The sequence below is a fragment of the Pseudonocardia sp. Cha107L01 genome (genome assembly GCF_052566575.1).
Window position 1 is genome coordinate 3,269,467 of sequence record NZ_CP199579.1, and the last position, 23,344, is coordinate 3,292,810.

At 71.8% G+C, this 23,344-nt stretch carries 23 protein-coding genes; 15 read left to right on the top strand and 8 right to left on the bottom strand.

Annotated elements, in window-relative coordinates:
- Positions 1–56: 56 nt before the first annotated feature.
- From ACTXG6_RS15455 to ACTXG6_RS15475, 5 genes are all read right to left on the bottom strand, one after another.
- The gene (locus tag ACTXG6_RS15455; protein WP_445188492.1) at positions 57–1,079 is read right to left on the bottom strand and encodes an LLM class flavin-dependent oxidoreductase; all 1,023 of its coding nucleotides are present in this window, start codon (positions 1,077–1,079) and stop codon (positions 57–59) included.
- A 113-nt stretch (positions 1,080–1,192) separates the two neighbouring features.
- Complete coding sequence (locus ACTXG6_RS15460; protein ID WP_445188493.1) at positions 1,193–2,410, bottom strand: hypothetical protein; 1,218 nt, start codon at positions 2,408–2,410, stop codon at positions 1,193–1,195.
- A gap of 85 nt (positions 2,411–2,495) precedes the next feature.
- Positions 2,496–2,708 (bottom strand): hypothetical protein, encoded by a 213-nt coding sequence (locus ACTXG6_RS15465; RefSeq protein ID WP_445188494.1) that lies wholly within the window; start codon positions 2,706–2,708, stop codon positions 2,496–2,498.
- Between the two features lie 161 nt (positions 2,709–2,869).
- Positions 2,870–3,550 (bottom strand): TetR/AcrR family transcriptional regulator, encoded by a 681-nt coding sequence (locus tag ACTXG6_RS15470; protein ID WP_445188495.1) that lies wholly within the window; start codon positions 3,548–3,550, stop codon positions 2,870–2,872.
- 137 nt (positions 3,551–3,687) lie between these two features.
- The gene (locus ACTXG6_RS15475) at positions 3,688–4,419 is read right to left on the bottom strand and encodes an enoyl-CoA hydratase-related protein (RefSeq protein WP_445188496.1); all 732 of its coding nucleotides are present in this window, start codon (positions 4,417–4,419) and stop codon (positions 3,688–3,690) included.
- A gap of 214 nt (positions 4,420–4,633) precedes the next feature.
- Here ACTXG6_RS15475 and ACTXG6_RS15480 point away from each other — a divergent pair, with 214 nt between their 5' ends.
- From ACTXG6_RS15480 to ACTXG6_RS15510, 7 genes are all read left to right on the top strand, one after another.
- Positions 4,634–5,416, top strand: coding sequence for an SDR family NAD(P)-dependent oxidoreductase (locus tag ACTXG6_RS15480; protein WP_445188497.1), 783 nt, complete (start codon positions 4,634–4,636; stop codon positions 5,414–5,416).
- A 133-nt stretch (positions 5,417–5,549) separates the two neighbouring features.
- Positions 5,550–6,164 carry a hypothetical protein gene (locus ACTXG6_RS15485; protein WP_445188498.1) on the top strand — a complete coding sequence of 205 codons (615 nt, stop codon included), beginning with the start codon at positions 5,550–5,552 and terminating at the stop codon, positions 6,162–6,164.
- A complete protein-coding gene (locus tag ACTXG6_RS15490) occupies positions 6,161–7,861 on the top strand; it encodes a PEP-utilizing enzyme (RefSeq protein WP_445188499.1) in 1,701 nt (566 codons plus the stop codon). Before ACTXG6_RS15485 ends, ACTXG6_RS15490 begins: the two co-directional genes overlap by 4 nt.
- Before the next feature lie 37 nt (positions 7,862–7,898).
- Entirely contained in the window at positions 7,899–9,500 is a 1,602-nt protein-coding gene (locus ACTXG6_RS15495) for a PEP-utilizing enzyme (RefSeq protein ID WP_445188500.1), read from the top strand.
- A 267-nt stretch (positions 9,501–9,767) separates the two neighbouring features.
- Positions 9,768–10,118, top strand: a complete 351-nt coding sequence (locus tag ACTXG6_RS15500; RefSeq protein ID WP_445188501.1) for a hypothetical protein — start codon at positions 9,768–9,770, stop codon at positions 10,116–10,118.
- A gap of 29 nt (positions 10,119–10,147) precedes the next feature.
- Entirely contained in the window at positions 10,148–11,194 is a 1,047-nt protein-coding gene (locus ACTXG6_RS15505; protein ID WP_445188502.1) for an NADP-dependent oxidoreductase, read from the top strand.
- Between the two features lie 84 nt (positions 11,195–11,278).
- On the top strand, positions 11,279–11,857 hold the full coding sequence (locus ACTXG6_RS15510) for a TetR/AcrR family transcriptional regulator (protein ID WP_445188503.1): 579 nt from the start codon (positions 11,279–11,281) through the stop codon (positions 11,855–11,857).
- Between the two features lie 159 nt (positions 11,858–12,016).
- Here the strand turns inward: ACTXG6_RS15510 and ACTXG6_RS15515 are convergent, their stop codons facing one another.
- Positions 12,017–13,432, bottom strand: a complete 1,416-nt coding sequence (locus tag ACTXG6_RS15515) for an FAD-dependent oxidoreductase (RefSeq protein ID WP_445188504.1) — start codon at positions 13,430–13,432, stop codon at positions 12,017–12,019.
- Between the two features lie 319 nt (positions 13,433–13,751).
- Here ACTXG6_RS15515 and ACTXG6_RS15520 point away from each other — a divergent pair, with 319 nt between their 5' ends.
- From ACTXG6_RS15520 to ACTXG6_RS15535, 4 genes are all read left to right on the top strand, one after another.
- Positions 13,752–14,975, top strand: a complete 1,224-nt coding sequence (locus ACTXG6_RS15520; RefSeq protein WP_445188505.1) for a nitric oxide synthase oxygenase — start codon at positions 13,752–13,754, stop codon at positions 14,973–14,975.
- Positions 14,976–15,366: 391 nt separating this feature from the next.
- The gene (locus ACTXG6_RS15525; protein WP_445188506.1) at positions 15,367–15,891 is read left to right on the top strand and encodes a PH domain-containing protein; all 525 of its coding nucleotides are present in this window, start codon (positions 15,367–15,369) and stop codon (positions 15,889–15,891) included.
- A gap of 22 nt (positions 15,892–15,913) precedes the next feature.
- Positions 15,914–16,753: an MBL fold metallo-hydrolase gene (locus ACTXG6_RS15530; RefSeq protein ID WP_445188507.1), complete on the top strand. Its 840-nt coding sequence runs from the start codon at positions 15,914–15,916 to the stop codon at positions 16,751–16,753.
- A 191-nt stretch (positions 16,754–16,944) separates the two neighbouring features.
- Positions 16,945–17,238 carry a UBP-type zinc finger domain-containing protein gene (locus tag ACTXG6_RS15535; protein ID WP_445188508.1) on the top strand — a complete coding sequence of 98 codons (294 nt, stop codon included), beginning with the start codon at positions 16,945–16,947 and terminating at the stop codon, positions 17,236–17,238.
- Positions 17,239–17,298: 60 nt separating this feature from the next.
- Here ACTXG6_RS15535 and ACTXG6_RS15540 read toward each other — a convergent pair whose 3' ends face one another.
- On the bottom strand, positions 17,299–17,508 hold the full coding sequence (locus ACTXG6_RS15540; RefSeq protein ID WP_445188509.1) for a hypothetical protein: 210 nt from the start codon (positions 17,506–17,508) through the stop codon (positions 17,299–17,301).
- A gap of 112 nt (positions 17,509–17,620) precedes the next feature.
- On the bottom strand, positions 17,621–18,346 hold the full coding sequence (locus ACTXG6_RS15545) for a GntR family transcriptional regulator (RefSeq protein WP_445188510.1): 726 nt from the start codon (positions 18,344–18,346) through the stop codon (positions 17,621–17,623).
- A gap of 113 nt (positions 18,347–18,459) precedes the next feature.
- On the opposite strand from ACTXG6_RS15545, the gene mtnA reads away from it, so the two are divergent.
- The 4 genes from mtnA to ACTXG6_RS15565 all read left to right on the top strand — a co-directional run bounded on the left by mtnA (position 18,460) and on the right by ACTXG6_RS15565 (position 23,340).
- Positions 18,460–19,518, top strand: a complete 1,059-nt coding sequence (mtnA, locus tag ACTXG6_RS15550) for an S-methyl-5-thioribose-1-phosphate isomerase (RefSeq protein WP_445188511.1) — start codon at positions 18,460–18,462, stop codon at positions 19,516–19,518.
- The gene (locus ACTXG6_RS15555) at positions 19,515–20,654 is read left to right on the top strand and encodes a sugar ABC transporter substrate-binding protein (protein WP_445188512.1); all 1,140 of its coding nucleotides are present in this window, start codon (positions 19,515–19,517) and stop codon (positions 20,652–20,654) included. The genes mtnA and ACTXG6_RS15555 overlap by 4 nt, the downstream gene beginning before the upstream one ends.
- A 77-nt stretch (positions 20,655–20,731) precedes the next feature.
- A complete protein-coding gene (locus tag ACTXG6_RS15560) occupies positions 20,732–22,321 on the top strand; it encodes a sugar ABC transporter ATP-binding protein (protein WP_445188513.1) in 1,590 nt (529 codons plus the stop codon).
- On the top strand, positions 22,318–23,340 hold the full coding sequence (locus ACTXG6_RS15565; RefSeq protein WP_445188514.1) for an ABC transporter permease: 1,023 nt from the start codon (positions 22,318–22,320) through the stop codon (positions 23,338–23,340). Before ACTXG6_RS15560 ends, ACTXG6_RS15565 begins: the two co-directional genes overlap by 4 nt.
- The last annotated feature ends 4 nt before the right edge of the window (positions 23,341–23,344 follow it).

Sequence of the window (23,344 nt, forward strand, 5' to 3'; positions counted from 1 at the left end):
CCCTGCAACCCCGGTGCGACGGGTACCAGGTCTGAGCGAGCTCGGAAGGGCGGCGCTCAGTCCAGCTGGGGGATGACCCGTGAACCGATCAGGTCGACCATGTCACGGAACTCGCCGGCCGGCTGGCCACCCATGTCGATGTAGATCAGGTTGGTGTCCGCGCTGAGCATCTCCGCCGAGGAGTTGAGCCGGTCCGCCACCTCGTCCGGGCTGCCCACCAGCGCGGGCCCCCGGCTGGTCAGGAAGTCGAAGTCGAACGGCTTCCTGATGAAGGCCGGCGGATCGGGGTTGACCCGGGGGATGATCTCCTTCATCAGCTCGAAGTAGGCGCGGTAGCGGGGCTCCCAACGGTCCCGCGCGGCCTGGCTGGTCTCGGCCACGTTGACGTGCCAGCAGGCGCCGACCCTGGGCCGGCGCGGATGCCCGTAGGAGGCGAACCGCTCGCGGTAGGTGTCGACCACGGACCTGAACATCTCCGGGTTGCCGAACGCGCTGGGCAGCATCAGGTCCAGGCCCAGCCGGGCGGCCAGCTCGGCGGTGGACTCCGAGGCCCCGCCGCCGATCCACAGCGGCAGCCCCCCGACCGGCGGCGGCTGCAGCACGAACCCCTCGATGGCCGCCCGGTGTGCCGAGCCGGGCCAGTTGATCTCCTTGCCGCTCCACAGCTGGACCAGCAGCTCCACGTTGTCGCGGAACAGCTCGTGCGAGTCCTCGATGTCCTGGCCGAACAGCGAGTAGGTGGACACGAAGAAGTTGCCCCGGCCCACCACGACCTCGCAGCGGCCGCCGGACAGCACGTCGACCGTGGCGTAGTCCTCGGCGGCGCGCACCGGGTCCAGGTTGGCGGCCAGGGTGACCGCCGTGGACAGCCGCAGCCGCCGGGTGCGCTCACTGATAGCGGAGAGGATCACCGGCGGGGCCGAGAAGAGGTACTCCAGGCCGTGGTGCTCGCCGATGTGCACGCCGTGGAATCCCACCCCGTCGGCGACGGCGGCGGCCTCGACGATCGCGCGGTGGCGCTCGGCCGGCGTCTCGCGGGTTCCGGTCACCGGGTCGGTGACCAGATCCCCCAGAGTCATCAGACTCAGCTTCATCGTGCTGCCTCCCGGGCTTCAGGTGCTCACGGAGAGAATATCAAACAACGTTTGGTTAATCTATGTCTGGCGTGCGGCGATGGGGGTGGCCTCGGCCGCTACCCGGTGGCGAACCCGTGCCGGCGCATCCAGTCGTGCACCAGGTCGGCGGCCGTCCTCAGGTGCGACTTCTGGTCCGAGCCGCTGAAGTAGTGGTTGGCCTCGGGTAGCTCGACGAGCTCCTTGTCGCTGTGCGGGATCGCCTCGAAGACCTGGGTGGGGTGGCTGCGCGGCACCGCGTCGTCGCGGCCGTTCATCAGGACGAGCACCGGCTTGGACACCCTCGGCGCGGCGTCGCCGGCGTCCACCTGGGCGGTGTCCAGGCTCCACTGGGACAGCCAGCTGCGCGCCGTGGTGAACCGGAGCAGCGCGCCGGGGCTGGTGTTGGCAACCGACGGGTCACCGAGGTAGCTCCAGCCCGGCCGGCGGCCGTTCGGCTCGATGGTCGGGTCCAGCCAGCGCGGGTCGGCCATGGTGCCGTGCACCACGAACGCGTGCTCGTTGTGCGGGTGCCCGGCCGCGGCGAACCCGGCCAGGGTGGCCTGGGCGAACTCGGTGATCCGGGCGGAGCGGGCGCGCTGCCGGTTGCGGTACGCGGCCAGGAAGTCGGCCGAGTACGGCGCCTGGTTCGGGTTGGCGGGGTCGTAGAGGTTGAACTCGGTGTCCCGGTCGCGGTCCGGCTCGAGCTCGTTGGTGATCGACGCGTCCAGGAAGTCGGTGAGCAGCCGGTGCCGGCTGCGCGGCGCGGCGAGCAGTAGGACGCCGTCCGCGGCGGGCAGCTCGGTGTCGGCGAGCAGGGTGGGCTCGCCGGCCGCCGTGCGGGTGATCGCCGGCTTCTCCGCCTCGGCCTGGTAGCCCATCATCGGCGAGCCGCCGCCGCTCCAGCCGGCCAGCACCACCTTCTCGTAACCCAGTCGCTCGCGGGCGTCCCGGATGCACTCGCCGAGGTCGAGCAGCACGTTCTCCATCTGCAGTGCGGAGTCGCCGAGTGAGTAGCGGTTCGCGCAGCCGATCACATGCAGGCCGGTGCGGGCGAGTTCGGGGAACAGCGGCAGGTACGCCGGCGAGCCGACCGGGTGCATCGCGACGATCACGGTGTCCGAGTCGTGCTCGCCGCGCAGCAACTGGGCCTGCCGCACCACGTGGTCGTCGATCGACCCGTACACGTCCGTGCGCACCGACGCCTCGCGGGACACGACCAGGTACGGGCTGCGCCGGTACTTCGACCGTTCCGCGTGGGGTGGCTCGACGTGCCGTGGCGCTGCGTTCTCCGGCATCCCGGTCGCTCCGATCCGTGTGGTCCGCTGGATACGAAGCTTACCATTCAACGTTTGGTTAATGGGTGTGACGGACCGGTCCCGTTCAGTCGCCGGCCGATGCGGCCCGGCCGGCGCGCAGCGCGGCGTGTGCGGCGATGCCCCTGGTCGTCTCGGGTGACAGATCGGAGCCGGCGCAGCGCTGGATGGCGACGACGTTGCTACCTCGGGCGTCTTTCGGGCTGTGTTCCCGGAACTGTCCGTCGGATCGGGTGAGCACGTACTGTTCACAGAGGAAGCAGAACGCCTCGCGCGCCATCGGGGTCCGCCCTTGCCTCGAGACCGGGGTCGCGCAAGTTTATCAAACTTTGTTTGATTCTAATGTGTCGCTTGGGTCACCCGCGACCGACGGGACGCTCGGGGGACGCGACCGGTCGCCGGCGCGGTCTCCGCTGCCGGCGGCCGATCGTGGCCAGGTTCTCAGGCGGTGGCTTTGGCCTCTTCGGCCCGGGTGTCCGCCGCCTTGCGTGCCGCGCCGGGAGAGGTGGACCCGCCGCGCTCGACGGCCGTCATGATGACGGTATCGATGATCTTCTCGCAGACCGTGTCGAAGATTTCGTCGGCGGTCAGCGCCCGCTGCTCGAAGGCCCGGCTCAGGTGCGGGGTCTTGGTCGGGTCGTGGTCCGCGCCGGGCGCGTCGCCCCGGCTCTCGTGCAGGGCGCTGCCGATCGCGTAGAGCTCGAGGGCCTCCAGCATCGGGGCGATCGCGCCGGTCGGCACGTTCTCCTCCTCGAGCAGTGCCACGGTGGCATCCATCTGAGCTGCACCGATGCCCAGTGGCTGACGGCGCAGCATCACCGGGACGAGGTCGGGGTGCTCCCGGAACGCCTGCCGCAACCGGCGCGCGTTGCGCAGGATCCAGACCCGCCACGGCTCGTCGTGGGTCTGCGGGGTGCGCACCTCCTCCAGCGCCAGCTTGGCGGCGCCGACGACGATTTCTTCCTTGTTCTCGAAGTGGTGGTACAGCGATGCGCCATTGACCTTGAGGCGTTCGGCCAGCCGCCGGATGCTCAGCGACTCGATGCCCTCGTTGTCGATGATGTCCAGTGCGACCTCGAGCGCCTTGCGCTTCGAGATCAGTGGAATTTTCGGTCGCGCCACCGGCTTGTGCCCTTCTCTAGCGACGCCCGCCCTCGGGTTTACCGTCGACGGTCGTGCGTCCCCCTCGGCCCGGGCCCCGTTGTCTCGAGGTCATCGTCGAGCCAGTCCTCCGCTCACGATACCAAGCATTGCTTGCTTCACCCTGGCTTTGCGCGCCGCGCGCCCGCCCGCTGCTGATCTTCGATCAGTTGCTGCATCACCCGGCGGTCCAGGTCCAGCCGCGCCGCCACAGTGGTCGCGGACTCGTTGCGTAGTAACCGCTTGGTCTCGCGCAGTGCTACGCCGGGCTTACCGGCCAGTGCCTGGACCCGGTCCTCGACCAGGGCATCGAGTGCGGCCCCGTCCTCGGTCACCGCCGTGACCAGCCCCAGCCGGTGCGCCTCGGCCGCGTCGAACGGTTCGCCGAACAGGGTGAGCTCGGCCGCCTTCTGCGCGCCGACGAGCCGGGGCAGCAACAGGGTGGACGCCGCCTCCGGGACCAGGCCCAGATTCACGAACGGGAGCCGGAAAATGCTGCGCGCGGTGGCGTAGACCAGGTCGCAGTGCAGCAGCACGGTGGTGCCGACGCCGATCGCCGGCCCGTCGACCGCGGCCACGAGCACCGGGCGCAGTGCGGCGAGCGCGTCGAGGAAGCGCAGCGGGGGAGCGTCGTCGCCCAGCGGCGGGTTGGCGGCCATGTCGGCCAGGTCGTTGCCGGCGGTGAACGAGCCGCCGGAACCGGTGAGCAGCACGACCCGCACGTCGTCGTCCGCATCGGCGCTGGTGAACGCGTCGGCCAGTGCGGCGTACATCGCGGAGGTGATCGCGTTGCGCTTCGCCGGGCGCGTCAGTCGCACCGTGCGGACCCCCGGCGCGGTGCGGACCTCCACGTCGGACGTCGCTGCCTCGGGTGTCGCTGCCTCGGGCGCTGCTGCCTCGGACCTCGCTCCCTCGGACGTCGCTGCCTCGGGCGCTGCCGACTCGGGCGCTGTCGTCTCGGGCGCTGTCGTCTCGGGGGCCGTGACCCCAGCGGGTTCCACCCGGCAGAGCTTAACCATATGCTGTTCGGTTGCATACCGGTGTCACCGAGTGAGAGGACCGCCGATGCGGGACAGCGAGGACCGTTCGCTCGCCGGGCGCCGGGCCCTGGTCACCGGGGCCAGCCGGGGCATCGGGGCGGCCATCGCCCGCCGCTTCGCCGAGCTGGGGGTCGACGTCGTGCTGGCCGCCCGGAGTGTGGACGCCATCGGCGCGCTGGCCAAGGAGCTGAGCGGGCTCGGGGTGCGGGCGGTGCCGGTCCGGGCCGACCTCACCGACCGGGAGTCGCTGCGCGCGCTGGCGGAGCGGGTCGGCGACGAGTTCGGTGGGCTGGACATCCTGGTCAACAACGCCGGTGTGCTGCCGGTCGCGGAGCGGGCCGAGCGACTGGGCTGGGACGCCTGGGACGACACCCTCGGGCTGAACCTGTCCGCGCCCTGGTACCTGGCCTGCCGCGCGAAGGAGCTGATGGGTGACGGCGGCGGGGTGATCGTCAACAACGCCAGCACGGCGGCGTACTTCCCGTCCCGGGGTCTGGTGGCCTACAACGTCAGCAAATCGGCGCTGATCATGCTGACCCGGGTGCTCGCGCTGGAGTGGGCCCGCGACGGTGTCCGGGTGGTCGGCGTGGCGCCCGGCAAGGTGGAGACCGACCTGGTGCAGCCGATCCTGCGCTGGACCGAGAAGCACGAGCTGCCGCTCAACCCGCTGGGTCGGATCGGCGCCGACCACGAGGTCGCCGACCTGGTGGCCTTCCTGGTCTCGGACCGGGCCGGCTACCTCACCGGCATCACGGTGCCGATCGACGGCGGTGAGCTGCTGACCGCCGGATCCGAGCCGGGCCGCTGAAACCAAACGACGTTTGACCGAGTGTGGTCGGGCCACTACAATGTGCGGCAATCTGGCGCCGCTGTAGGCGCTCCCAGGCACATTCGGTCGCTGATCCAGCGGCACAACGGTCCTTGACGAGGAGAGGTCGACGGTGACCACCGAGCTTCGGGTGTTGCAGGCGCTGCGGTTGAAGGGGCGCGCCACCCCCCAGGACGTGGCCGCGGCTGCCGGGGTGCCGGCGGAGCGGCTCGAACCGGTGCTCGCGGAGCTGGGCGCCGCCGGGCACTGCGAGCAGGCGCGGGACCGGTTCAAGCTCACCAAGCCGGGCCGGGCCCACCTGGAAGACCTGCTCGCCCGGGAGCGCACCGCGGTGGACCAGGCCGCGCTGGCCGCCGCCTACCACGAGTTCGACGCGCACAACTCCGCGTTCAAGCAGCTGGTGACCGACTGGCAGCTCAAGGACGGCACCACACCGAACGACCACACCGATGCCGAGTACGACGCGAAGATCGTGACCCGGCTGGCCGAGCTGCACGCCGGGTTCGCGCCGCTGGTGGACACCTTGGTCGGCCTGGCACCCCGGCTCGAGCCCTACCCGGCCCGGTTCGGCGCCGCGCTGGCGAAGGTCGAGGCCGGCGAGCACACCTGGCTGGCCCGTCCGATGATCGACAGCTATCACACGGTGTGGTTCGAGCTGCACGAAGACCTGATCGGGCTGGCCGGTCTGTCCCGGGCGGACGAGGCGGCGGCCGGGCGGGCCGAGTGACCGAGCCGGTCGACCCGGTCGAGCCGGTCGACCCGGGCCTCAGACTGGTGACCGAGCCGGCCGACCCGGGCCCCAGCCAGACGGGCGGGGTGACCGAGCCGGCCGACCCGGTGGACCACCCGGACTGCGACCCCGACGTGTCCTGGACCTCCGGCAACGTGGCGGAGGCGTTCCCCGGGGTGTGCACGCCGCTCGGCTTCAGCTTCATGCACGCGCCGGTGGAGCTGGCGCTGCGCTCGGCGTTCCGCGACATCGGCGTGTTCACCGACGCCCAGGTGCGGGTGCCGGCGCGGGTGGAGCAGCAGTTCTGGAGCGTGTTCGCCGGGCGGGCGGCCGCGAACATGGACCAGTTCCGGGCGCTGGCCGACCTGACCCCGGGGACCTCGGCCACCGCCGTCGAGCAGCAGCTGTTCGGCTACGTCCGCCCGGGCACCGTGGACCGCAACTCCTACCGCCGCTACCCGGCCATCGCGGTCAAGGCGCCGGGAGTGGTGGCCCGGCTCGGCGCCCGGCACGACGCCCGCTTCGCCGAGCTGCGTACCTGGCGCACCGCGACCCTGCGCGGGGTGCCGGAGCTGGACCGGGCCGGCTGCCTGCGGGTGATCGGCGTCGCCCAGCGGCAGTTCCAGGAGATCATGCGGCTGCACTTCCTGGCCACCTTCGTCGGCAACGGCGTGGTGGACAAGCTGACCGGGCTGGCCGCGCGCCACGGCGGGCCCGGGTTGGCCGCCCGGCTGCTCTCCGGGGTCGGTTCGGACGAGAACGAGGTGGCCGCCGACCTGTGGGAGCTGGCGCACGGCCGGCTGGAGCAGACCGAGTTCCTGGACCGGCACGGCTACCACGGCCCGAGCGAGGGCCAGCTGGACAGCGTGTCCTGGCGGGAGAACCCGGAGCTGCTCGCCGCGCGGCTGGCCGACTACCGGGCGATGGGCGACTCGAGCCCGAGGGCGCCGAGGCCACGCAGCGCCGCGCAGCGTGGCGAGGGGGTCGGCGCATCCGGTGAGCTTGCGGCCGCGCTGCCGGCGTTGCGGCGCCCGTCCGCCCGCCTGCTGGTCCGTCTCGCCGGGCGTTACCTGGCGTTGCGCGAGCAGGGCAAGGCCGGTTACCTGATCACGTTCGACGTGGCCAGGGCGGCCGCGCGCCGACTCGGCGGGCAACTTGTCGGGGCCGGCGTGCTCAGCGAGGTCGGCGACGTGTTCTTCCTGACCGACGCCGAGCTGCGTTCGGCCGACCCGGGCCCGGCCGCCGCGCTGGTCCCGGCCCGGCGCGCGGTGTACCTGGAACGGCAGGGCCAGCGGCTGCCGGACGCCTGGTGCGGCGTGCCGGAGCCGATCGCGGTCGCCGCGCCGGGGGCCGGCGGCCCGGCCGCACCGGCCGGTACCACGCTCACCGGTGTCGGAGCCTGCGGCGGTGTGGTGGAAGGCCGGGCCAGGGTGGTCGCCGACCCGGAGAAGACCGAGCTCGACGAGGGCGACCTGCTGGTCTGCGAGGCCACCGACCCGAGCTGGATATCCCTGTTCGTGGTCGCCTCCGGTGTGGTGACCGATCTGGGCGGGATGCTCAGCCACGGCGCGATCGTGGCCAGGGAGCTGGGCATCCCCTGCGTCGTCGGCACCCGCACCGGGAGCAGGCAGATCCGGGACGGTCAGCGGATCCGGGTCGACGGTGCGCGCGGTGTTGTCGAGCTCCTGGACTGAGTACTGGTTCGGTGCGACCGAGTGAAGGGGACCGCCGGTGAGTAACCCGCTGCACGAGGTCGGGAGCCCGACCACCGCCTGGACCACGGTGAACACGGCGGAGAACTTCCCCGGGGTGGCTACCCCGCTGGGTTGGACGTTCTGGCGCGACCCGCTGGAGCGCGGCATGAAGGGCGCCTTCCACGACATGGGGGTGCTGCCCGGATCCGCCGTGACGGTGCCGGAGTCGATCGACGACCGGTTCTCCGCCGCCGTGTTCGGCCGGTTCGCCGCGAATGTGGACTGCCTGCGCCGGATGGCGGACCGGATGCCCGGGACCTCCGGCGAGGCGCTGGAGGCGCAGCTGCTCGGCTCGGTGCGCCCGGGGGTGCCGAGCTATCCGTCGCGGCGGCGGTACCCCGTGGTGGCGGCCAAGATGCCGGCCGCCGTGGTCCGGCTGCCGCGTCGGCTGCACCGGTTGCGCGCCGAGACGGACGCCTGGTGGCGCGCGGTCACCGCGCCCGGCGCGATCGCCACCGCGGCGCGGGCCAGGGCGGTGCTGGCCGAGTCGGCGGCCCGGTTCGAGGCGGTCATGCGCCCGCACGCGTTCAGCACGCTGCTCGGTACCGGCATCTACGACCAGGTTGCCGCGCTGGCCACCGCGAGCGGGCATCCGGGGCTGGAGACCTCGCTGGTCACCGGCTACGGCGATGTCGAGGAGGCGCAGGCGGCGGGCGAGCTGTGGCGGGCGGCCAGGGGCGAGCTGACGCTGGCGGAGTTCCTCGCCGACCACGGTTACCACGCGCCGACCGAGGCGGAGCTCTCCAGCCGGTCCTGGCGGGAGGACGACGCACCGGTGCGCCGGCTGATCGAGCAGTACGCCGGGCTGCCGGAGTCGGCCTCTCCGGTCGACCGGGCCCGGCGGCAGCGCCAGGAGCGGGAGGACGCCGAGGCGCGGGTGCTGGCCGGGACGGCCGGCCCGGCGCGGGCCGGCGCCCGGCTGCGGCTCGCTCTGGCCCGTCGCTACATCCCGCTGCGCGAGGTGGGCAAGGCGGCGTTCCTGCAGACCATCGACGGCGGTCGGGCCGCGGCGCGCTACCTGGGGGCCGAACTGGTCGCCGGGGGAGAGTTGACCGAGCCCGGCGAGGTGTACTTCCTGACCGTCGAGGAGCTCACCGGGGTGCGGCTGCCGGCCCGGGTCGGCGAACTGGTGGCGCGGCGGCGGGCCACCTTCGAGGAGTACCGCGCGCTGCGGCTGCCGGACAAGTGGGTCGGCGAGCCCGAGCCGCTGGCCGAGCCGGTCGCCGGCCCGGGAGCCGCGGTGACCAGGGTGACCGGGATGGCGGTCAGCCCCGGCGTGGTCGAGGGGGTGGCCAGGGTGGTGCACAGCGCCGAGGAGAACGACCTGGAACCCGGCGAGATCCTGGTGTGCAAGACGACCGACCCGAGCTGGGCGTCGTACTTCGTGGTCGCCTCGGCGGTGGTGATCGACATCGGCGGCCCGCTCAGCCACGGCGCCATCGTGGCCCGCGAGCTGGGCGTCCCCTGCGTGATCAATACCGGCAACGGCACCCGGGCGATCCGGTCCGGCGACTACCTGCGGGTGGACGGCGGCGCGGGCACCGTGGAGATCCTGCTGCCGGCGCTGACCGAAGCCTGACCCTAACTCATATGTAGGCAAACATACTTTGTAACACGGCGCTGTCAGCGCGGCGGGCTGGCCGCTGCCGCGTCGGCCACTCGGCCGAGCTCGGTGATCACGGCGTCGAACGGGGCCGCCGACTGGGTGGCCCTCTCCGCGGCTTCTCCTTCATGATCATCAGTACTTGAGGGCTGTTTCAGCGCCGCGAAACAGCCCTCAAGTACTGATGATCACGCTCGTCACGGCCGACCCGGAACTGTCGGACCGGCGGGGCACCATGTGGGTATGTCGGAGAATTCGGTTCGTGCCGCGTGCCGCGCGGTGCTGGAAGCAATGGCCGCGCTGCGCGCCGAGCTCGAGCGCACCGGCGACCGGAAGGCCCTGCACGATGCGATGGACTTTTATGACATCGCGGCGTACGAGTACGGCGAGGACGAAGACCTGGAGCTGATCGTCGGGGAAGGCGTGAACGACTGCTCCTACCTGGAGGCCGGGCACCTCGCGGCCGACATCCGGGCGGGTCGCAAGCCGGTTCCCTACGTCCCCGCCAACACTCGATGGATCCGCGCGGCCCTGGCCGCACCGTCCTCGGCGCGGGTCCCCGGACCGCCTGAATGGCCGGGCCGCCCGGAATAAGCCTCGGTGGTGCCGGGTTCGCCGCAGGTATGAAGGCTGTGGGCGTGTGGCGGTTCGGCGGACCGGAACAACTGCGGGTGGTCGAGCTGCCCGACCCTGAGCCCGGCCCCGGTGAGGTCCGGATCCGGGTGCACGCGGCGGCGGTCAACCCGACCGACACGCTGCTGCGTGCCGGTGCGCAGCAGGCCCGTCTCGCGGCGGTGCCACCGCCCTACCGGCCCGGCATGGACGCTGCCGGGGTGGTCGACAAGCTCGGCCCCGAGCTGGACGGGCGGCTTCAGCTCGGCCAGCGGGTGGTCGCGCTGGTGCTGCCGAGCGGGCCGCACGGCGGTGCCTACGCGGAGCAGGTCGTGGTGCCCGCCGCGTCGGTGGTGCCCGCTCCGGCCGGCGCGGACTTCCCCGCCGCCTCGACGCTGTTGATGAACGCCCTCACCGCGCGGGTCGCCCTGGATTCGCTGGCGCTGCGCCCCGGCCAGATCCTCGCCGTCACCGGGGCGGCCGGCGCCTTCGGCGGCTACGCCATCCAGCTGGCCAAGGCCGACGGACTGCGGGTGATCGCGGACGCGGCGCCGGCCGACGAGGAGCTGGTGCGGACGCTCGGGGCGGACGAGGTCGTGGCCCGTGGCGCGGATGTCGCGGACCGTATCCGCGCGCTCGTCCCGGGCGGCGTGCCCGGAGTCGCCGACGGCGCCCTGCTCAACGAGCTCGCGCTACCGGCGATCGCGGACGGCGGTGGGTTGGCCGTGGTGCGTGGCTGGACCCCCGCTTCCGGCAACGCCGGCGCTTCCGGCACCGCCGGCGCTTCCGGCACTCGCGGGATTTCGGAGCGCGGGATCACCGTCCACCCGGTGCTGGTCAGCCGAGCCGCCGCCGCCACCGCCGCACTGGACCGGCTCCGTGCCCAGGCCGAACAGGGCATTCTCACCCTGCGCGTCGCTCGGATACTGCCGGCCGCAGAGGCCGAGCAGGCCCACCGGCTGCTCGAAGCGGGCGGGGTCCGCGGTCGGCTGGTGCTCGACTTCGCCACCGGGCTGGACAGCGCCCCCGCCCAGGTCCCCGCCAGCGCCACCCCTTAGCTGGCGCGCCGGCGCGGTCGGGGTAGCCGGCAGGACAAGATTCCCAACGTGTGTGGGCCAACGCCGTTGGCCTACACTTGTTGCATGGCGTTCACGGCACGGTCCGAGCCGACCAGGGCGGCCATCCTGGCCGGTGCGCGGCGGTTGCTCGCCGAGAAGGGCTACGAGGGCACCACGATCCGGGCGGTGGCGGCGGAAGCGGGCGTCGACGCGTCCATGGTGATGCGCTACTACACGAACAAGGCCGGGCTGTTCACCGCGGCGGTGGATCTGGATCTCCAGTTCCCGGACACCTCGGACTGGCCGCGCGAGGAGCTCGGCGAGCGGATGGCCCGGCACTTCGTGGCCCGGTGGGAGGGCGAGCTGTCCGACGAGCTGATCCGGCTGCTGCTCCGCTCGGCGGTGACCAACGCGGCGGCCGTCGAGCAACTGCGCGCGGTGTTCGGGGGCCAGGTGCTGCGCGCGGTCCGCCAGGTGGTCGGGGACGGGCCCGAGGCCTCGTGCCGGGCATCGATGCTGGCCACCCAGGTGCTCGGGGTGGCGTTGTGCCGGTACGTGCTGGAGCTGCCCCCGGTGGTGGCGATGGACGCGGACACGCTGGCCTCGATGATGGCGCCGGTCATTCAGCACTACCTGACCGGCGACCTGGCCGCCGCGGTCTGACCAGCCCGGCCGTGCTGGCCGCCGCGGCCTGGACCCGCCGTGCCGGCCACCGCCCGACCCGCCGCGGCCGTGCTGACCCTCCGCGGTCTGACCCGCCGTGCCGGCCACCGCGCGACCCGCCGCGGCCGTGCGTGCTGACCGCGGCCGTGCTAGCCGCGGTCAGCTGTGGAAGTAGTCCCGTGCCCAGGCCGGGAACTCCTCGGCGGTGCCGACCCAGCCGAGGTACCCGTCCGGGCGCACCAGCATCAGCCGGTCCACCGGCCGCGCCAGCTCCGCCGCGTCCACCTGCGGGGGCAACGCCACCATGGCGGCTCCCGCGCCGATGAGCACGAACCGGCCGCCGTGCAGTGCGTCGTAGAGCCGGCCGGTGCGCAGCGCGAGGTTCGGCACCCGGATGCCCACCCGCCGGTCCGCACCGCTGGGCGCCGGGTAGCGGACGTTGATCGCGGAGATCGTCCCCGCCGCCGCGGCAAGGACCGGCGGCAGCTTCAGCATGGCCGTGGCCAGCGCGTTGCGTACCGCGCGGCCCCACGACGACCTGATCAGCGCGAGCCGGACGAGCACCCCGCTGCTGCGCAGCACCGCGCGGCCGACCGGGTGGCGCTCGGTGTGGTAGCTCTCCAGCAGCTCGGTGTCGCCCCAACCCCGTACGGCGGCGGCCAGCTTCCAGCCGAGGTTGGCCGCGTCCTGCAGGCCGGTGTTCATGCCCTGACCGCCGGCCGGGGAATGGCAGTGCGCGGCGTCGCCGGCCAGGAACACCCGCCCCACCCGGTAGCGCGGCACCTGGCGCTCGTCGCTGTGGAACCGGGACAGCCAGCGCGCCTCGCCCATGCCGAAGTCGGAGCCCAGTGCGCGGCGGGTGACCTCGCGGATCTCGGCCAGCTCGAGCGGCGCGGAGTCGTCCACCTGGTGCCGGCGGTTCCAGGCGAAGACGCGGTACCAGCCGTCCCCGAACGGCGCGACGAAGGCGAAACCGTCACCGACCCCGTTGACCGTGAGCACGTCCGCCGGGGGAGTGCTGAGCCGGACATCCGCTAGCATGATCGACTTGATCACCGACCGGCCGGGGAACGGCAGCCCCAGTGCGGTCCGCACCGCGCTGTTCACCCCGTCCGTGCCGACCGCGTAGCGCGCCCGGTAGCTGGTCACGGTCCCGTCCGCGGCCCGTGCGGTGATGTCCACCCCGGTGCCGTCCTGGGTCACTCCGACGACCTCCGAGCCTCGGACGACCGGCACGCCGAGCGCGTCGACGCGCTCCCGCAGCACCCGTTCGGTCTGGTACTGCGGTGTGATCAGCAGCGAGCTGAACTCGCTCGGCAACCCGGCGAGGCTGACCTGCGCGCCGCCGAACAGCCGGAGCGACCGGATCGATGTGCCGGTCTTGGCCAACTCGCCGGCGAGGCCGCGGATCTCCAGCTCCTCCATGGTGCGGGCGTGCACCGCGAACGCCCGGGTCACGTTCGAACCGTGCTCGCGGCGCTCGAGGAGCGTGACCCGTACGCCGGCCTCGGCAAGGTCACCGGCCAGCAACAGCCCGGTCGGACCGGCACCGACCACCACGACATCGGTCTCCATCGCGGAGCCTTCCTTTCGTCAACAAGCGTTGGCAACTTGCCGTGCACGGTAGCCCGACCGTTATCGCATGTCAACGGTTGTTGGCCAACGGTCGTTGGTATCTGCAGGCCCGACCTCCGGGGTGCCGGCGTCCGTGTCGCGGATCCGGTCTCGACCTCGTTACCAGGCAATTAACAGAAATGGGAGTAATGCAATAGGCCATTTAGCCCAAAGCAATTCTGGTTACGGGCGGACTGCCGGAACGGCACTGAGGGTAACCGAGTAGAAAGGTACCGCCACGATTGACGATCGGGGATGACGAAAGTGGAGGACCCGCTTGTTGACCGCATTCGTAAAGAACCTGGTGGAAACCCACACGCATCGCCCACCACGTTCCGGTTGCCCCGTCAACGGTCACGTCGCCCCCGCTCAGCGCATCGCATCGCCGGACACCGAGCCGGTCTGCGTGCCCGTCGACCCGGCCGAGGCGAAGACGTTTCTCGAGCAGTTCTACGCCGAGACGGCCCCGTTCGAGCCCTTCGAGCAACGGCTGCGGGAGATCCGCCAGGAGATCGCCGAGACCGGTAGCTACGAGCACACGCCGCAGGAGCTGACGTTCGGCGCCCGGGTCGCCTGGCGCAACTCGGCGCGCTGCATCGGACGGCTGTACTGGCACGGGCTGCGGGTGCGCGACCGCCGGCACCTGAAGACGCCGACCGAGGTGGCCGATGAGTGCGTCGAGCACCTGCGGCTGACCACCCGGGGCGGCCAGATCCGCTCCACGATCACCGTGTTCGCCCCGGACCGCCCCGGCCGGCCCGGTCCCCGCATCCACAACGAGCAGCTGATCCGCTACGCCGGATACAGCAACGCGGACGGCACAGTGCAAGGCGACCCGCGCAACGCCGGCTTCACCGACCGGGTCACCGCGATGGGTTGGCGGCCGCCGACCCCGTCCGGCCGGTTCGACCTGTTGCCCCTGCTCATCTCCGGCCTGGGTACCCGACCGGAGCTGTTCGAGATCCCCCGGGACGCGGTGCTCGAGGTGCCAATCCGCCATCCCGACTACTCGTGGTTCGCCGACCTGCGGCTGCGCTGGCACGCGGTGCCGGCGATCAGCAACATGCCGCTGATCATCGGCGGCGTCCGGTACTCGGCGGCACCGTTCAACGGGTGGTACCTGAACACCGAGATCGGCGCGCGCAACCTGGCCGACGCGGAGCGCTACGACATGCTGCCGGCGGTCGCCGAGGCACTCGGCCTGGACACCAGTTCGGTGCGCACGATGTGGCGGGACCGTGCGCTGGTCGAGCTGGTGCGCGCGGTGCAGTACTCGTTCGACGCGTCCGGGGTGAGGATGGCCGACCACCACACCGAGTCCGAGCGGTTCCTGGTGCACGTGGACAACGAGCGCAAGGCCGGCCGGCCCTGCCCCACCGAGTGGAGCTGGATCGTGCCACCGCTGTCCGGCGCGCTCACCCCGGTGTTCCACCAGTACTACGACGAGCCGGACCCCGACGCCCGGCCGGCCTTCCTGCCGCCTCCGGGTGCGTCCGTGGCGTAGCGCGCGGCGGTACCGCCCTCGGTGGTGTCGCCCCTTGTCCCGGGAAGAAGGTCTGCCATTGTCAATGGGCGGCGAATGGTTTATGAGGAGTGCGACTTTCGATTTCCGGCACGGTTAATTCGACGTCGTCCTATTTGTGGTGCCGAGCGGCGCCGAGTGGCGCCGCACCACGCCGGACCAGGGTCGGGCCGGCGCTGAGCTGGGCGCGTCATTCTCGCCGGGCGGGCCCGCGAGGGCGGAAATCGGTACCGCCGACGGCGAGTCCGCCCGCTGGTCCCGCTGATCGTTACTCGATCGTGGCAGAGTGTTCGGTGGTCCCGGAGAGCTAGTCTGGGATTGGCTCCCACGGGCCGAACGGTCCTGTTCACGGCCCGCCGGTGAGGTGTTGACGATGATCGCCCTGGACATCGACGACTACATCCTGCCCACCGAACGGCGGATCCTGCGGGTCCGAGGGCACTGGGCCCTGTTGGTCAAGGACATCCTCGAGTCGGCGCTGGCGATCGCACTGCTCATGGCGCTGGACGCCTACCTGCCGTCCAGCCAGGTGATCGACACGCTGACCTGGTACGCCGGGCTGGTGGTCACCCTGCGGCTGACCATCCTGGTCCTGGACTGGTGGATCGAGCGGATCGTGATCACCGACAAGCGGGTGATGATGTCCACCGGCATCATCACCCACCGGGTGGCGATGATGCCGCTGCGCAAGGTCACCGACCTCACCTTCCAGCAGACCGTCATCGGCCGCACCCTCGGCTACGGGACGATGGTCGTGGAGTCGGCCGGTCAGATCCAGGGCCTGAACCGGATCGAGTACATGCCCCAGCCTGACGAGATCTACGAGGCACTCACCGAGATGATCTTCGGTGAGAAGAAGCAGACCCGGTCGCACCTGCTGCCCAAGCCCCGCCGATAGCCCGGACGGCGGAGCGGGACTGATGCGCGTACACCACCTCAACTGCGGAACCATGCGCCCGCTGGGCGGCTCGCTGCTGGACGGTCGGCCGGGGTGGCGCCGCCGTGCCGAGCTGGTCTGCCACTGCCTGTTGCTGGAGACCGACTCGGGACTGGTACTGATCGAGACGGGCGTGGGGACGCGGAGTTCCAGTCGCCCCGACGAGTGGCTCGGCCGCCAGTTCCGGCTGGCCTGCGCGCCGACGCTGGACGGCGAGGAGGCTGCCGCGGTCCAGGTCGAGCGGCTCGGTCACCGCGTCTCCGACGTCCGGCACATCGTGCTCACCCACCTGGACCTGGACCACGCCGGCGGCCTGGCCGACTTCCCCGAAGCCACGGTGCACGTCTACGCCGACGAGCTGAGCGCCATGCGGGCCCCACACGGACAGGCCGAGCGGAGCCGGTACCGGGTGCCACAGTTCGCGCACCAACCGAAGTTCCGGCCGTACCGGACCTCGGGGGAGCCCTGGTTCGGTTTTCGGGCCGTCCGCGAGCTGGACGGGCTGGGCGGCGTCGCGCTGGTGCCGCTCACCGGGCACAGCCGAGGTCATTGCGGGGTCGCGGTCGACACCGGGGACGGCTGGCTGCTGCACGCCGGCGACTCGTACTTCTACCGCGGCGAGGTCGACCCGCTCACGCCGCACTGCCCGCCCGGTCTGCGGGTGTTCGAGACGCTGGTGCAGTCCGGCCGGCGGGACCGGCTCGCCAACCAGCGGCGGGTGCGCGAGCTGGTCGGCGCGCACGGATCCGAGGTCACCGTGTTCTCCGCGCACGACGCGGTCGAGTACCGCCGCCTGGCCGGCCTGTCCACCGACCAGCACTAGCCGCGCGCCGGGCGCCGGGTGGGCCGCGCGCCGGGCGTGGCTCGCACAGACCCCGTCCGGGCCGCACAGACGTTGCAGCCTCTGTACGGCGCGCACGGGGTCTGTGTGGCCCAGGGCCGGCGGGCCCGTCGACCGGTACCGTGGCATCCCGAGGACCGCGGCGGGCGGACGGACGACAACAGGGAGTTCCAGTGAGCGAGGCCTGCAGCCACCTGGACAGCATCGAAACGGTCTCGCCAAGCGACGACGGCTGTCACGACTGCCTGCTGGTCGGCGGCCGGTGGGTACACCTGCGGGTGTGCCAGTCGTGCGGGCACGTCGGGTGTTGCGACAGCTCGCCGGCCAAGCACGCCACCGCGCACAGCCGGGGCACGGCACACCCCATCGTGCGCTCGTTCGAGCCCGGCGAGGAGTGGTTCTGGTGTTACCCGGACCAGCTGGCGTTCGAGCTGCCCACGGCGGACCCGGCACCCTCGCACCCGTAGCCGCCGCCGTCGGCCCGGCGCCCGAGCATCCGTCGTACCGGCGGGGTCGACCGGCCCGGGTCAGATGCTCCGGCCGAAGCGCGCCGGTACCAGGTCCACCACGACGCAGGGCGGGCGCTCGTCATCGGTCAGCACCCACTTGACCCCGGACACCTTGTAGAACTCGCCCTCGGCCCCGGACTTCAGCTCGACGACCGCGTCGCGGTCCGGCCAGGTCACCAGGTCGTGCTCCTGCTCCCAGTGGTTGAGATTGCGAAACACCACCCGCATGGGGCCGAGCCTGACAGAGGCATCGGCCATTCGGAAGACAGCCGCGAGCACCGTTCCAGCTAGTTGTCAGACGACGGCACCGCGTATCGACACGTACGTCGGGCACCGGCGATCACTCGGTGGTCCGGATCAGCTCGAACTCGTAGGCGCCCTCGATGAAGTAGGTGCGCGAGTACGCCAGCAGCTGGTGCGCCGCGTCGTAGTGCAGCTGGTCGAGCAGGATGAACAGCCGGTGCTTGGCGGCGTCGCGGCCCCAGGCGATGTGCGCGGACTCCACCGCGTGCACCCTGGCCAGCCCGAGCGTGGGGTGGATGCCCAGCCGGTGCTCGAAGTAGCCGAACACCGAGCCGTTCAGCTCCTCGGGGTCGAACCGCTCCGGCAGCAGCCGCCGCGGGATCAGGTCGTAGGAGTACGCGACCACGTCGCCGTCCGCGGTGATCCGTCTGCGCAGCTCGAGCGCCTCGGTGTCCGGGGCCACGCCCATCCGCTCGGCCTCGTCGGGCAGCACCTGGCGCAGGGTGCGGCGGGCGTACTCGTGGCCCGGGGTCTTGCCGCTGGCGCTGATCGACTCACTGATCGAGCCCATCCGCTCCAGTCCGTCGCGCACGCTCGGACGGGTCGCGGCGAAGGTGCCGACGCCGTGCTGGGTGCGCACCAGGCCGAGCACGTCGAGCTCCTTGACCGCGCCGCGCACGGTGGCCCGGGAGACCCCGAACCGCGCACACAGCGCGGCCTCGGTTGGCAGCCGGGTGCCGGGCGGGTAGACGCCGTCCCGAATCTCCGCCTTCAGCGCCCGCACGATGTCGTCGGCAAGGGTCCGCCGCGCCGTGGTCGCCATAGAACCATCTTGACGTGGACACCAGTTGTCCGACAACCTCAGTTTGTTGACCGGGTCACCCGATCGTGGGCGCTACAGCGCGCCCATTCGGGTCCGCGAGCGGAGGGGGGCGGATGCGCACGATCGACTGGGTGCCGGCGGACGGTCCCGGGCCGGGGCACATCCGGATGGTCGACCAGACACGGCTGCCGGACACGTTCGCCGAGCTGCGGATCAGCACCGTCGACCAGCTGGTGGACGCCATCCAGCGGCTCTCCGTCCGAGGGGCGCCGGCGCTCGGCGTGGCCGGTGCGATGGGGGTGGCACTGGCGGTCCAGACGCTGCCCACCGACGAGGTCCGCACCGCCGTCGACCGGCTCCGCGCGGCCCGGCCCACCGCCGCCAACCTGGCCGTCGGGGTGGATCTGGCCTGGGCGCAGGCGCAGCGCGGGGGTGGGTCCGCGGCCCTGGACGCCGCGTTGGCCATGCGCGACGAGGACATCGCCGGCTGCCGGGCGATGGCCGCTCGCGGCGCCGAGCTGCTGAGCCGACTGTTGCCCGACCGGCCCCGGCTGCGGGTGCTGACCATCTGCAACACCGGGGCGCTGGCCGCGGTGGAGCACGGGACCGCGCTGAGCGTCATCGAGCGGCTGCACGGCGAGGACCGGCTGGACCGCGCGCTGGTCTGCGAGACCCGGCCGCTGCTGCAGGGGGCCCGGCTGACCGCCTGGGAGCTGTCCCGGATGGGCGCCCGCTACGAGCTCATCGTCGACTCCGCGGCGGCGAGCATCATGGCCGGCGGCGGGGTGGACGCCGTGCTGGTGGGGGCCGACCGGATCGCCGCGAACGGCGATACCGCGAACAAGATCGGCACCTTCGCCCTGGCACTGGCCGCCGCGCACGCGGGCGTCCCGTTCCTGGTGGTGGCCCCGGAGACGACGGTGGACACCGCTACCGCGAGCGGCGCGGACATCGAGATCGAGGACCGGGGCGCCGACGAGGTCCGGGCCTTCCGCGGCGTGCCGACCGCGCCGGCGGACGCCCCGGTCCGCAACCCCGCGTTCGACGTCACCCCGGCCGCGTTGATCACCGCGATCGTCACCGACCGGCGAGTCGTCGACCTCACCGCCCACCAGACTCCGGCTGGCCGCTCCGTCAACGTCGGACCGTCCCTCAACGAGGAGGAAGCATGAAATCCACCGCGCTCCGTTTGATCGGCGTAGTGGCCGCCGCCGCGATCGCGCTGGTCGGCTGCTCGCAGGCGCCCGCGCCACCGGCTTCCGGCGGCGGTGGTCAGGCCGCGGGGCAGGCCGCCGGGCAGCCCTGCGACCGGAAGGTGCAGAACGACTTCGCGCTGCCCGGTGAGAAGCCGTCCGCCGCGAAGCCCGCCTTCAAGGTGGCCATGGTCCGCCAGTCCGGCGTCGGCGACTACTTCGAGCAGTGGGGCAACGGAGCCGCCAGCCAGATCAAGGCGGCCGGCGGGACGATCGACGTCTACGACGCGCGCGGCGACAACGCCAAGCAGGTCGCGCAGTTCAACGACGCGATCACCGCGAAACCAGACGTGATCATCGTCGACCACGGGCTGGCCGACTCGGTCAACCCCAAGATCGACGAGGCGATCAGCAAGGGCATCCCGGTCGTCGTCTACGACGTGAACATCAGCAACTGCAAGGCCATGTACATCTCGCAGGACGACGCCTCGATCGCCACCAAGATCCTCGACTACCTCAAGCAGGACAGCCCGAGCGGCGGCAAGATCGCCTACGTCAACGTCTCCGGGATCGCGCCGCTGGATTCGCGGGACGCTGTCTACCAGCAGTTCCTCAAGTCCAACCCGACCTTCACGCAGAGCGCGCGCTTCGGCAAGTACACCGAGTCGGTGGCGGCGGACACCGCCACCGAGGGCGCCGCCGCGCTGAAGGCCGCCCCGGGCACCACCCTGTCCTTCGCCGCCTACGACGAGCTGGCCAAGGGCACCCTGATCGCGCTGCGCCAGGACAACCTGTCGGACAAGGTCAAGCTGTACGGCGTGGACATCTCCACCGCCGACATCCAGCTGATGACCGAGCCTGCCAGCCCGTGGCGGGCCACCGCCGCAACCGACCCGGCCAACGTGGGCGCCATCGTGGCCCGCGCGGCCGTCGGGGCCGCCTCCGGGGTGACCATGCCGGAGAAGCTCACCATCCCGGCCGCGCTGATCACCCAGGACATGCTGCGCCAGCGCAACGTGACCAATATGAACGACCTGCGCGGGGCGCTGCCCGACCTGAACACGCCGAACATCCTCGGCGCCACCTGGATCCCGAAGATCCAGCCCGGTTCGTAGCCCCGTGAGTGGCGAGTGGTTCCCCGGGACCACTCGCCACTCACGACCCCTGACCAGCGGAGGGAGGCGGTCGAGGCGTGGAGACGGTGCTCGAGGTGCGGGACATCTCGAAGAGCTTCGGTCCGAACCGGGTGCTGCGCGGGGTCAGCTTCGGCGTCGAGAAGGGTGAGATCTACGGCCTGATGGGTGCCAACGGCGCCGGCAAGTCGACCCTGATCAAGATCCTCAGTGGGGCCGAGGCACCGGACGGCGGCCAGGTCCTGCTGGGTGGCCGCGAGGTCAGCTTCCCGGACCCGATCGCCGCGCACCGCCTCGGCGTGGGCACCGTGCACCAGAACCCGAACGACGGCGTGGTGCTGGACATGACGGTGGCCGAGAACCTGGCCCTGGACACCCTCACCGACGGCTCGTCACCGTTCGGGTTCAGCCGCCGGCGCACCGAGCGGCACGCGCTGGCGGTGGCCGACACGCTCGGCATGCGGCTGAGCCGGTCGGTGCTGCGGTCCCCGGTGCGCGAGCTGGGCGTGTCCGAACGGCAGCTGCTGGTGCTGGCCAGGGCGCTGTCGCGGAAACCGGAGATCCTGATCCTGGACGAGCCCACCTCGGCGCTCTCGGCGGACGAGACCCACCGGCTGTTCGAGCTGGTCGCGTCGCTGGTGGCCGGCGGGATGACGGTGCTGTTCGTGACCCACAAGCTGACCGAGTTCGACCAGCTCTGCGACCACGTCGGGGTGCTGCGGGACGGTGCGATGACCGGTGAGTTCCACCGGGAGGAGGGGCGGCTGTTCGACTGGCCGTCGGCACTGAAGGCACTGTTCGACCGGACCCCTGCCGAGCTGGGCCACGAGGAGCTGCCCGGCGGCCGGGACGTGCTGGCGCTGCGCGGCGTGCGGGTGTTCGCCGACTCCGCGCCGTTCGACCTGCGGCTGCGGCAGGGGCAGGTCACCGTGCTGCTCGGCCTGCTCGGCAGCGGCAAGACCGAGCTGCTGGAGTGGGCGTTCGGGGCCCGCGCGATCGTCGCCGGCGACCGCGAGCTGGACGGCGGCGGATTCGCGCCCGGACATCCCGGCGATGCGGTCCGCGCCGGGGTCTACCTGCTGCCGGAGTCGCGGCACGAGCAGGCCATCATCCCGGGTTGGCCGGTGTACTCACAGATGACGCTGCCGTTCCTGACGCGGTTCTCGGCGGGCACCCTGATGCGCACGCCGTCCGAGCGCAGGGCCGCGCAGACGATGATGGACGACATCGGCGTGGTCGCCCGCGACGCCTCCAGCCCGATCGAGACGCTGTCCGGCGGCAACCAGCAGAAGGTGATCATCGGGCGCTGGCTGCTCGGCACACCGAGGGTACTGCTGCTGGATGAGCCGTTCCGCGGCGTGGACATCAACGCCCGGCACGACATCGGCGAGACCGTGCGCACGCTGAGCAGTTCGGCGGCCGTGCTGGTCGCTACCTCCGACCTGGACGAGGCGCTCGAGGTCGGCGACCGGATCGTGGTGCTCAACCGCGGCGAGCTGGTCGCCGACCTGACCCGTTCGGCCGCCTCCCGGACCCGGGTGATCGAGGCGATGAGCGAGCGCCGGTCGACCCTGCTCGAGCCCGGAGAGCCCGAGCTGCCCGAGCGCCTCGAGACTGAACGTTCCGCCGCGGGAAAGGACCCGGAATGACGGCCCAGGTGGCGGTCGGGGAGCGCACCGCGTTCTCCGTCACGGATTTTGTGGTGCGCTACGGCGTGGTGCTGGTCGCCCTGGTGGTGGCGATCGTCTTCTCGTTCGTCATCCCGGGGTTCGCCACCCTGGACAACGCGGTGTCGATCCTGCAGACCCAGGCGGTGGCCGCCGTCGCGGCGCTGGGCATGACGCTGACCGCGGTGGTCGGCGACCTGGACCTGTCCGTCGGCGCGGTGGCCGGGCTCTCGGTGACGGTGGCCGCCGTGGTGATGATCCGGCTCGCGCTGACCGGGCCGAGCGCGATCGTGGCGTGCCTGTTGGCCGGCGCGCTGGTGGGCTGCGTGAACGCCGGACTGATCGTGGTGCTCAACGTGCCACCGCTGCTCGCCACGCTGGGCACCATGTTCACCGTCCAGGGGCTCAAACGCTGGCTGGTGGACGGCCAGACGCTGATCACCGGCATGACGCTGCCCAGCGGGACCACCGTCCGCGGCCGCTTCACGAGCGACTTCACCGGCATCGACGGCAACCAGGTGTTCGGGGTGCCGCTGTCGGTGTACCTGTTCGTGCTGATCGCGGTGCTGGTCTGGCTGTTCCTGGAGCGGACCCGCTACGGCCGGGTGTTCTACGCGGTCGGCGGCAACGCCGAGGCGGCCCGGCTGGCCGGCGCCCGGGTGCGCCGCTACCAGTTCGCCGCGTACGCGATCTCCGGGGTGCTCGCCGCGGTGGCCGGCATCATCCTGGCCTCGCGGCTGCGCCAGGGCGACGTCACCGCCGGCGACTCCGCGCTGCTGGACGCGGTGGCGATGACGCTCGTCGGGTACGCGGTGCTCGGCGCCAAGAAGCCGAACGCGCTCGGCACCGTGGTCGGCGCGATCTTCATCGGACTGATCCTGCAGGGGCTCACCCAGCTCGGGCTGCCCTACTACACGCAGGACCTGATCAAGGGGCTGGTATTGATCTTCGCACTGCTGATGTCGTTCTCGCTGCGCCGCCGGCGCCGGCGAGCGGGCTAGTCCG